This window comes from Bradyrhizobium genomosp. III (genome assembly GCF_000261705.1).
Taxonomy (GTDB): domain Bacteria; phylum Pseudomonadota; class Alphaproteobacteria; order Rhizobiales; family Xanthobacteraceae; genus Bradyrhizobium; species Bradyrhizobium ottawaense.
Genome location: NZ_AJQF01000397.1, coordinates 1 through 5,078, shown reverse-complemented (window position 1 = coordinate 5,078; position 5,078 = coordinate 1). Strand labels below are relative to the sequence as shown.

Here is a 5,078-nt window from a genome sequence, read left to right as displayed (position 1 = left end):
ACTGGCGCTGCCAGGCGCGCACTGGCGCTGCCAGGTTAGGGCGCCTATGTCTGCGCGGCCAACAAAGGGAGAAGAAACATGCACGTCACGACCGCGGACAAGCGCGCCACCTTCAAGAAGATGCACGAAAGCGGCTGCTTCATCCTGCCCAATCCGGTCGATAACGGCAGTGCCAAGGCATTGCAGCATCTCGGTTTCAAGGCGATTGCGTCGTCGAGCGCGGGCTTTGCCTGGACCATCGGCAAGGCCGACAACCACGTCAACGTCGAGGACGTCTGTCAGCATCTGGCAGCATTGAGCTCGGCCGTCGACATCCCCGTCAACGCCGATTTCGAGGGCGGCTTTGCGGTCGAGCCGGACAGGGTCGCGGACAATGTCGAGCGCTGCGTGCGCACCGGCGTCGCCGGCCTGTCGATCGAGGATTCCACCGGCGACAAGGACAAGCCGCTCTACGATCGCGCCCTCGCGGTCGAGCGCATCAAGGCCTCGCGCAAGGCGATCGGCGACAGCGGCACGCTGCTGGTCGGCCGCTGCGAAGCCTATCTGTGGGGCGTGACCGATTTGAAGCTCGTCATCGACCGGCTCACCGCTTACGCCGATGCCGGCGCGGACTGCCTCTATGCGCCGGGCTTGAAGACCCGCGAGGACATCTCTGCTGTGGTGAAGGCTGTCGCACCAAAGCCGTTCAACCTCCTGATCGGCGCATCCGGCCTGTCATTGCAGCAGGCCGAAGATCTCGGCGTGCGCCGGATCAGCGTCGGCGGCTCGCTCGCCCGCGCTGCCTGGGGCGGCTTCATGCGTGCGGCAAAGGAGATGGCGGAGAAGGGGACATTCACCGAGCTCGGCAGCGGTTATCCCGGCGGCGAACTCAACAAGATGTTCAGCTAGGAACACAACGAAAAAGCGGCGGGACTTTTTGAGTCCCGCCGCTTCACGCGCTATTGCGAAGTGTTACTTCGCGCCGTCAGACGGCTTCTGCGTGTCCGGGGCCGGCTTCGTCGGCGCCGCACCGGTCGTCACGACCGGCTCGGTGTTGTTGCGCGGCGTCACGTCGCGCATACCGGGAGGCGCGGCCGGATTGGCAGGAGGCGCCTGCTGTGCGGTCTGAGTCGCCGGCGCGTTGCTGGCCTGGTTGCCAGTGGTCGTATTGTTCAAGCCGTAGAACACGGCACCCAGCACCAGTGCAATCGCAACGGCGAATAACGCAACCTTGCCGCTGGAGGCGGGGCCTTCGCCCAGCTCGGGATCGGCCTGAAGGTCGCCATCCCGGCGCGCCGCGCGAAGATACTCATCGTCGGCGAGGTTCGGGCGGTACGGATCGTTGGGAAAACGGTCGTCAGCCATCGATTGTCTCCTCGGTTGTGACGCCCGGACAACCCGTGGATGCGAGATTCTGTTCCGCGCCTCCTTATGCTTTCGTCGCATGTTGCCCCGCCACCGGGAATCGGGAACCTGTTCATTCGGGAACTGGACGCGAGTTCCATGGCTGCGACGAGAACAAGCCCGAGGGAACAAGCCAATGTGGAGTGTGCCGCCAAGCGATACCGTGCTGCATTTCCTGTCCCTGGTTGCGATAGCCGCCCAGGGCATGACGGCTGCACTTGCTGCCGGACGCCGCAGCATGGACTGGTTAGGTGTGTGCTTCCTCGGCTGCATCACCGCGCTTGGCGGCGGCACGTTGCGCGATCTCTTCCTCGGGCACTATCCGTTGGTTTGGGTCGCCAATCCGATCTATCTGGCGCTGGCCGGTGGTGCGGCCTTCCTCACCATTCTGTTCGCGCGCCTCGTGCACCGGCTGAAGGTCGCTTTCATCGTGCTCGACGCGATCGGGCTCGTCGTCTTCACCATGGCCGGCTGCGACGTCGCCTGGCAGATGGATGCTTCGCTGCCGATCGTGATCGTCTCGGGCATGGTGACCGGGTGCGCCGGCGGCGTGTTGCGCGACGTGCTCTGCAACGACGTGCCGCTGCTGTTTCGGTCCGAGCTCTACGCCAGCGTCTCGGTCGTGACGGGACTGTTCTACGCCACCGCCTTCGGCCTCAACCTCAACGCCGAGCTCTGGACGATCCTGACCTTCGTGCTCGGTCTCAGCTTGCGCCTGCTCGCGGTGCGCTACAAATGGGAGATGCCGAAATTCGTGTTCACCGGGGACGAGGAGAGGTAGAGGTTACGTGACCTCACTCCATCCACATCGTCGTTACAGCAATGACGGGGATGGAGCTACTCCTGCTTCCTGGCCTTCGCCACCTGCGCCGGCGTCACCAGCGGGGCCGCATTGCCCCAGGAGTTGCGGATGTAGTTCGTCACCGCCGTGATCTCCTCATTGGACAGCCTGGCATAGGGCGGCATCTCGCCGGTGTTGGGCGCGCGCGGTGTGGTCACGGTGTGGGCGCCGTCGAGAATGATGCGCAACGTCGAGGACGGATTGATCGATTGCAGCAGCGCATTGCCCGGCAGCGGTGGATAGATGCGCGGCGCACCCGAGCCGTCGGCTTCATGGCAGGCGATGCAGAGCTTTGCGTAGACCGCCTGGCCCGCCTTCATCTCGGCATCATCAGGCGGCGCCACGATCGTCTCGCGCCGCGACGGCGGCAGGCTCTTCAGGTACACCGCGATCGCGCGCACATCGGCATCGCTCATCTTCGAGGTCGAATTGACGAAGACCTCCGCCATCAGCCCACCGGCATGACTCCTGACATTGCGCCCGCTCTGCAGATATTCGGCGATGTCCGCCTCGCTCCACGACTTCAGGCCCGTGCGGGAAGCGCCGTCGAGCCTTGGCGCGTACCAGCCACCGACCTCGTTGCCCGCGAGCGCCTGCGCCTGCTTGTCCGCGCCAAAATAGTTCTTCGGTGTGTGGCAGGCGCCGCAATGACCGAGCCCGGTGACGAGATAGCCGCCGCGATTCCACGCCGCGCTCTGGCTCTGGTCCGGCTCGTACAGGCCGGGCTTGAAATACATCGCGTTCCAGACCCGCATCAGGCCGCGATAGCCGAACGGCCAGCGCAGCTCCGGCGGCTTGTTGCGGCTGACGACGGGCGCAAGCGTGCCGAGATAGGCGCGGATCGCCAGCGTGTCGTCCTTCGTCATCTTCGTGAAGTAGGGATAGGGGAAGGCCGGATAGTAGTTCGACCCGTCGGGCGCGACGCCCGTGCGCAATGCGCGGGTGAAATCGGCATCCAGCCAGGCGCCGATCCCGGTGTCGCGGTCCGGGGTCAGGTTCGGCGCATAGATCGCGCCGAATGGCGTGTCGATGCGCTTGCCGCCCGCGAACGGTTTTGCCGGATCGGCGGTGTGGCAGCCCGCGCAGTCGCCGGCCTCGACCAGCGTCTTGCCGTAGGCGATCAGCTCCGGCGACGGCTCGGCAGCGCGGGCTGCGCTTGCAACCGCACTGCACAACGCCAGGCCGACAAGAGCCGAGCCAGTCAGAATCGTCCGCATCGCAAGCCTCTCCTGCGACCAATCGCCCGCATCGGGCACGACAGGGGCATCAGTTCGTTTCGCCACAGTGGGGGTATGGTGACACAAATTGAAAATGCCCAGCGTGTTTCAGGCCACGAAGTTGCGATTTTTACCCGGCGCTCCCTTTGGTCCAGATTTGTGATGCGGATCCTGAAATATCCGACATAGAGTGGCGAAACTGGTCGGCGCGCCCTAGCTAAAAACAACGGGAAGGCAACGGCTTAAGTCAGCAAGACCTGAACAGGGCGCAAAAAGAGGACAGCATGGGCATCAACCAGGGTCCGATCAGTCTCGATCAAAAATACACCCAGGAAACCGGGCATGTCTTCACCACGGGCATCCAGGCCCTGGTCCGCCTGCCCATGGCCCAGATCCGGCGCGACCGCGCCAGCGGCCTCAACACCGCGGGCTTCATCTCCGGTTATCGCGGCTCGCCGCTCGGCGGCTACGACCAGCAGCTGTTTGCCGCCCGCAAGCATCTCGAACAGTACAACATCAAGTTCCAGCCCGGCGTGAACGAGGATCTGGCGGCCACCGCCATCTGGGGCTCGCAGCAGCTTAACCTCTCGCCCGGCGCGAAATATGACGGGGTGGTCGGCATCTGGTACGGCAAGGGCCCCGGCGTCGATCGCTGCGGCGACGTGTTCCGCCACGGCAATGCCGCAGGCTCCGCCAAGAACGGCGGCGTGCTGTGCCTTGCCGGTGACGACCATGGCGCAAAATCCTCGACCGTTCCGCATCAGTCCGACCACGCCTTCATGTCGGCCTTGATGCCGTATCTCTATCCCTCGAGCATCCACGAGATGATCGAGATGGGCCTGCTCGGCATCGCCATGTCACGCTATTCGGGCTGCTGGGTCGGCATGAAGGTGATCACGGAGACGGTGGAGACCACCGCCGAGATCGATCTCACCGACGAGATGAAGCCGTTCATCATCCCCGCCGATTTCGAGATGCCGCAAGGCGGACTCAATCTGCGCTGGCCCGACGACCGCTTCGAGCAGGACCGTCGCCTGCAGGACTACAAGGGCTTTGCCGCGATCGCCTTTGCGCGCGCCAACAAGGTCAACCGCATCACCATGGATTCGCCGAACGCCCGTTTCGGCATCATGGCGTCGGGCAAAAGCTATGAGGACGTCCGTCAGGCGCTGCGCGAGCTCGGCGTCACCGAAGAGGTCGCTGCCAAGATCGGCCTTCGCCTCTACAAGATCGGCATGCCCTGGCCGCTGGAGCCGGAAGGCGTGCATCAATTCGCCATCGGCCTCGAAGAGATATTCATCGTCGAGGAGCGCCGCGAGATTGTCGAGAACCAGGTCAAGCAGGTGTTGTTCAACTGGCGCGATGACGTGCGCCCGCGCATCGTCGGCAAGATGGACGAGCACGACAAGCGCTTCCTGACCTTCGCCGCCGAGCTCAGCGTTGCCTCGCTTGCGACCTCGCTTACCGAGCGACTTCTCAAGCTCGATCTCAACCCTGAGATTGCTTCGATGCTCCGCGCCAAGGCCGACTGGTTCAACGGCCGTCAGGCCACCCAGATGCAAGCGGTCGCACCTGTCTCCCGCACCCCGTATTTCTGCTCCGGCTGTCCCCACAACACCTCGACGAAGGTCCCCGAA

The 5,078-nt window shown here is 64.1% G+C and carries 4 protein-coding genes and 1 pseudogene; 3 read left to right on the top strand and 2 right to left on the bottom strand.

The window, feature by feature from the left end:
• Positions 1-78 precede the first annotated feature (78 nt).
• Entirely contained in the window at positions 79-888 is an 810-nt protein-coding gene (locus IC66_RS0132190; protein WP_028140978.1) for an isocitrate lyase/PEP mutase family protein, read from the top strand.
• 63 nt (positions 889-951) lie between these two features.
• On the opposite strand, the gene IC66_RS0132185 is transcribed toward IC66_RS0132190, so the two are convergent.
• Positions 952-1,344, bottom strand: a complete 393-nt coding sequence (locus IC66_RS0132185; protein WP_038950428.1) for a hypothetical protein — start codon at positions 1,342-1,344, stop codon at positions 952-954.
• 175 nt (positions 1,345-1,519) lie between these two features.
• Between IC66_RS0132185 and IC66_RS0132180 the strand changes: the two genes are divergently transcribed.
• A complete protein-coding gene (locus IC66_RS0132180) occupies positions 1,520-2,164 on the top strand; it encodes a trimeric intracellular cation channel family protein (RefSeq protein ID WP_038950427.1) in 645 nt (214 codons plus the stop codon).
• A gap of 56 nt (positions 2,165-2,220) precedes the next feature.
• Here IC66_RS0132180 and IC66_RS0132175 read toward each other — a convergent pair whose 3' ends face one another.
• Complete coding sequence (locus tag IC66_RS0132175; protein ID WP_038950426.1) at positions 2,221-3,441, bottom strand: c-type cytochrome; 1,221 nt, start codon at positions 3,439-3,441, stop codon at positions 2,221-2,223.
• Positions 3,442-3,725: 284 nt separating this feature from the next.
• On the opposite strand from IC66_RS0132175, the pseudogene IC66_RS0132170 reads away from it, so the two are divergent.
• A pseudogene (locus tag IC66_RS0132170) lies at positions 3,726-5,078 on the top strand (indolepyruvate ferredoxin oxidoreductase family protein); the annotation flags it as partial.

What these genes read in the sequence shown, in the direction of transcription:
- IC66_RS0132185 (WP_038950428.1), bottom strand. Translation starts at nt 1,344, where the DNA reads ATGGCTGACGACCGTTTTCCCAACGATCCGTACCGCCCGAACCTCGCC.
- IC66_RS0132190 (WP_028140978.1), top strand. Translation starts at nt 79, where the DNA reads ATGCACGTCACGACCGCGGACAAGCGCGCCACCTTCAAGAAGATGCAC.
- IC66_RS0132180 (WP_038950427.1), top strand. Translation starts at nt 1,520, where the DNA reads ATGTGGAGTGTGCCGCCAAGCGATACCGTGCTGCATTTCCTGTCCCTG.
- IC66_RS0132175 (WP_038950426.1), bottom strand. Translation starts at nt 3,441, where the DNA reads ATGCGGACGATTCTGACTGGCTCGGCTCTTGTCGGCCTGGCGTTGTGC.